Origin of the sequence: Chamaesiphon polymorphus CCALA 037 (genome assembly GCF_003003845.1) — a bacterium.
Lineage (GTDB): Bacteria > Cyanobacteriota > Cyanobacteriia > Cyanobacteriales > Chamaesiphonaceae > Chamaesiphon > Chamaesiphon polymorphus.
Window position 1 is genome coordinate 1 of record NZ_PVWO01000455.1, and the last position, 4,774, is coordinate 4,774.

Genomic DNA, 4,774 nt, shown 5'->3' on the forward strand with positions numbered 1-4,774 from the left:
CCGCCACAAATCCTCGGCTTCGTGCCGACTAGAGTAGATTACTCTCAAGCGGTTCATCGTGATATCCTCGGCGTGGATGAAAAAGGACAAGCTCTCCTGCACCCGCCTGAAGATTGCTTACCTAAAATATTCGAGACAATCGATCTGACATTATTGCCCCCAATCAAACAATCTGCTTACTATCTCTCTGCTTGTCGGCTCAAGCAACCATTACCTACGTTAAACGCTCGAACGGTTAAGAACCAAGATTATCGTCCGATCGCCGACCTAATTGAATCTATCCTCAACTCGTAAATGATAACTATCCACCTCGCTATCGTCCGTTCGCCGAAAGCTCTCATCACAAATCGCTCACAAATCGCCGACCCGAAGCTTGCGAGTCGCTCTGCGGCGATCGGATCTATCCTCCACTTCTAAATACCCACTGACTTTTCCCCATCTTAACCATGTCAAAATCTACTGGACTCGCCGCAAAATTTGCAGTTGCAGGTGACAATGTTAAAGTTCAAAATCTGGAAACACAGATCGAAACACTCACCCAACAACTCAAACACCAGAACGGGTTGATGCGAATCGATCTCTCTCTAATCGATCGAGATGAAAATCAACCGCGTAAAGTTTTCTCTACTAAGTCGATCGAGCAAAGGGGGCGCAGTCTCGAACTCCACGGACAGAAAACGCCGATCGTTCTCATCCCTCAACCCAACGGCAGATATAAGCTCTTCGATGGCGAACTAAGGGTTTTAGGGGCCACCTATATCAATTGGACGCACCTCGATGCGGTAATTTTGCCCGCCGATCGGGTGGCGATGGCGATCGATATCTTCAGAGGTCAAGTCATTGCTGGCATCCAATCTCAACACTTACACGACCTCGATCTGGCTGAAGCAATTGTCAAACTAGCCGCAGGCGACCCGATTTTATCCCAACTGGATATTGAAACAGACTTACCCAGAATCCTCAACACCGTATTGGCACGAATTAAAAAACATCAAGCTTTAAGTCAGCTTTCCGAACTGGTCTGTCGATCGAGACCGGAAATAGAAAGATGGATTGCAGAATCAGGTGCGATCGAGCATCAACATGAAGCTGCTTTGCTGCAAATGCTCTTAGAGTTGCAATTGAATCCTAAAACTGTTTCCAATCATGTATTGCCCATGCTATCACTCCCGTTGGAAGTAAAGGAGGCAATTCGCACACACGATCTAGAGAGTAGCAAAGCAGCAGCGATTGCTAAACTTACTGCCGAACGACTGGGAACTACCGAGGATAATGCTGTGTCCGTTCGCACCGAATTAATTGAAAAAACAATCGCCCAGAAACTATCTCTACCTGTAGTTCGCTCGGAGTGCGCTCAATGTCTTACTGGTTTAGATACTGGTAGTACTCGCATGAATAAAATTGTGAAATCGATCTCCTCCCTCGATCTCGATGGACTCGCAGAAAATGAAATCAGAACGATCCAAAAATCCCTCAAAGATAAACTAGCTCAAATCCAACAATTTTTGAAGACATCTTGACCGATCCAATACCAAATCCGGTTTAAATAGACAATTTATTTAACTTACTCCGATCGGTTTCAAGGTCGAGGGTGATTCTAGTGACTATTTATAACTGTTAAGCGTGAGTTGTCTGGAAGATCGTTGTTCAAATCTAGTTCGAGTTGTCGATATAATTCCACGGATAATCGAGGCAACCTGTCGATTAAATCCGCAAGCGTTAACTGCCAATTTTGCCTGCTATGGCGCACTCTAGGTACTTTGGGCAGCTTTAACTTCATTGATAACTGCCCTGGTGTCGGCTGAGGTCGATGACGGTGCATCCGTAAATGACATCCGCTGCACAAGCAGACGAGATTAGACTTATCATTCTGGGCGGGATTCCCATCCAGGTGGTGGACTTGCGCCGATAGCTTGCGTCTGAGAGATAAATCTAGATGGCGGTAACTATTATTTGGTGGCAGACACTTCAAACCACAGCGGTTACAGCGATATCCTGCCGCTTGCTTGACTGTAGTGGCAATGTCCGCCCAATTATCTGGATATTCCAGCGTTAAAGCCATAATTCTCAACTTACTCGGTAAACTGTGCTTCAGCCTTTACATGCCGATTCTCCGTTGGAGAGGCTCCGCCAACGAACATTTGGATTCTGTGGTGGCTCTAATCCCAAGTCTTCTGGACTCGATTCGCCCTTCACCATCATACCAAGGGGCACTCAAATACCAAGCACTTACAGGCTAAAATAAAGCTAAACTAGTCCCTTCATCAACATCGGCACCCTGTATGAAAATTCTGCACGGTACATGGATTCCTAACTCCAGTGATGAATTTATCCAAGCAGGAAACTTTTATCTGTGGGTAGAAACCGATACGCCGCCCAGACAGCAGAAGAATCGGGAGCCAAATAGACACCCCCAACAATTAAATAAAGACGATCTATCAACATTCTTAAGCGACGAACTAGGTATTACTCCCAAAAATGGCTCACTTAGTCGAGATATTATTACCAAATATTTTATCCTGCCCAGCACCGACGTTGGCGTTGGCGAAGCCTTTGCCTCAGCAAAAGCCTCTCCCAGGGAGAATCGACCCTTACCCTCCGTCGAACTCACCCGCTATCTCGAAACAGAAGCTCCCACTCCAACAACCTGGCAAATTTGGGCAATTGACTGTTATCAAGTCAACCCCATTGTTAAACTGCTCAATGACATCCATTTTTTATGTCTCTACAGCACAGAAACTCAAATGGGTGCAGATTTACTCTGCTGGTACCATTACAGTCAATCCGTTCGGGAACTTTTACACAAAGATCGCTACATTCCCACCTTAAAATACCGCGATCGATCCCCACTCAAAGCTAAAGGTAAAAAGACATCTCCTAGCCCTGAAATCTATCCTGGTTGGGAAATTGTTTCTGAAGTCTATGAAACTAAAATTCAACAATACATCAATTACTTACCACTTGCCTGTACTGGTGGTTTAAATGCCGCTGACGCACCCATAGAATTCTATGACAAAGAAACGCTCCTGCGTCATTTTTCCGAATGCCTCCTGCACGATTATGTCGCCAATACGCCCATCCCTGCCACCTTCGAGAAAAAGATTGCCAACTCTAGATTAATAACTGGCTGTCTCAATCTCCAGAATTCAGCTATACCCTGGACGGACAGCCAAGCTGTAACAATCTACAAACAGTGGCAAACCTGGAAACAAAAACTAGTAGCCGCCCAAAATAACTCCACCTTTCAACTCTGTTTTCAACTGCAAGAAGCCTCAACCCAAACCCCAGATCGCTGGTATCTAAAATTTATAGTCGCTGCCAAACAAGATCCCTCCCTAAAACTCGAACTCGATGACTACTGGCAGCTAGACAGTAAAACCAAACAAAATATTCACAAACAATTTGGCAAAGAATTTGAAAAAGACCTACTTCTAAACTTAGGTTACGCCGCGCGGATTTATCCTCAAATTTGGCAAGGATTAGAAACAGATAAACCCGTCGGCTTTTTCCTCACCCTTACCGATGCCTTTGACTTCCTAGCCCAGAGTGCCTGGGTATTAGAAGATGCAGGCTATAAAACCATCGTCCCCGCTTGGTGGACACCTCAAGGTAGAGCAAGAGCTAAACTCCGCCTCAAAGCCTCACCGAAAAAGTCTGGTAAGAGCAAAGCTGAAAAAGGCTTATTTCACCTCGATAATCTCATCGACTACCACTACGAACTCGCCATCGGCGACGAGCAAATTACCCCCCAAGAATGGCAGAAATTAGTCGATGCCAAAGCTCCACTGATCCATTTTCGCGGGCAATGGATGGAATTAGATCTGGCTAAAATGCAGCAAATGCTCCAATTTTGGCAGTTACATCAGGATACCCAACCAGAATTGACGCTCTTAGAACTAATCCAAAAAACTGCTGCGGCTAACGAGGAACTCGAAGTCGAAACCGAAGATAGTTTAGCCGCAATGATGCTAAATTTACACGATCCCAGTCAACTCGAACCGATCGAAAATCCCCTATTATTACAAGGAACCCTACGCGAATATCAAAAACGTGGAGTAGCCTGGATTCAATATCTCGAACGCTTGGGTTTAAATGGTTGTCTGGCTGATGATATGGGTTTGGGAAAAACTATTCAAGTAATCGCTACCTTAATCGTCGAAAGAGCAGATTCAGCGAAAATTTCACCAACTCTATTAATCGCTCCAACCTCCGTACTGGGTAATTGGGCGAAAGAAATTGAAAAATTTGCTCCACATTTGGGCATAAAAATCCATCATGGTAGCGATCGAATTCAAGAATTAGCTGCCTTTAAAACGGCTACTGGTGAATGTGATGTAGTCATTACTTCCTATACATTAGTCAGAAAAGACAGCAAATTATTACAAGCTGTAGATTGGCATCGAATTGTCATCGATGAAGCCCAAAATATCAAAAATCCCGCCGCCGAACAAACCAAAGCCATTCTCAAACTACCATCCACTCGTCGCCTCGCCTTAACTGGAACCCCCGTCGAAAATCGCTTGTTAGATTTATGGTCGATCTTCAATTTTCTCAATCCTGGTTACTTAGGTAAAGAAGCTCAGTTTCGCAAATCATTTGAAATTCCGATTCAAAAAGATCGAAACCAAGTTCAATCTCTCACATTGAAAAAATTAGTACAGCCGTTTATCCTGCGTCGCGTTAAAACTGACAAGACAATTATCAAAGATTTACCAGACAAGGTCGAACATAAACAGTATTGTAACCTCACTAAAGAACAAGCATCCCTCTATGA

3 protein-coding genes and 1 pseudogene are annotated in these 4,774 nt (G+C 44.5%); 3 read left to right on the plus strand and 1 reads right to left on the minus strand.

The window, feature by feature from the left end:
- A pseudogene (locus tag C7B77_RS24220) lies at positions 1 to 294 on the plus strand (ParA family protein); the annotation flags it as partial.
- A 152-nt stretch (positions 295 to 446) separates the two neighbouring features.
- Positions 447 to 1,520 carry a ParB/RepB/Spo0J family partition protein gene (locus tag C7B77_RS24225; RefSeq protein WP_106310955.1) on the plus strand — a complete coding sequence of 358 codons (1,074 nt, stop codon included), beginning with the start codon at positions 447 to 449 and terminating at the stop codon, positions 1,518 to 1,520.
- A gap of 77 nt (positions 1,521 to 1,597) precedes the next feature.
- Here C7B77_RS24225 and C7B77_RS24230 read toward each other — a convergent pair whose 3' ends face one another.
- Positions 1,598 to 2,062: an HNH endonuclease signature motif containing protein gene (locus C7B77_RS24230; protein ID WP_106310958.1), complete on the minus strand. Its 465-nt coding sequence runs from the start codon at positions 2,060 to 2,062 to the stop codon at positions 1,598 to 1,600.
- 220 nt (positions 2,063 to 2,282) lie between these two features.
- Between C7B77_RS24230 and C7B77_RS24235 the strand changes: the two genes are divergently transcribed.
- A partial coding sequence (locus tag C7B77_RS24235; RefSeq protein WP_106310961.1) for a DEAD/DEAH box helicase occupies positions 2,283 to 4,774 on the plus strand: 2,492 nt, incomplete at its 3' end.

Bases quoted from the DNA above. Each gene is read 5' to 3' on its own strand.
- C7B77_RS24225 (WP_106310955.1), top strand. From the start codon at position 447: ATGTCAAAATCTACTGGACTCGCCGCAAAATTTGCAGTTGCAGGTGAC.
- C7B77_RS24230 (WP_106310958.1), bottom strand. From the start codon at position 2,062: ATGGCTTTAACGCTGGAATATCCAGATAATTGGGCGGACATTGCCACT.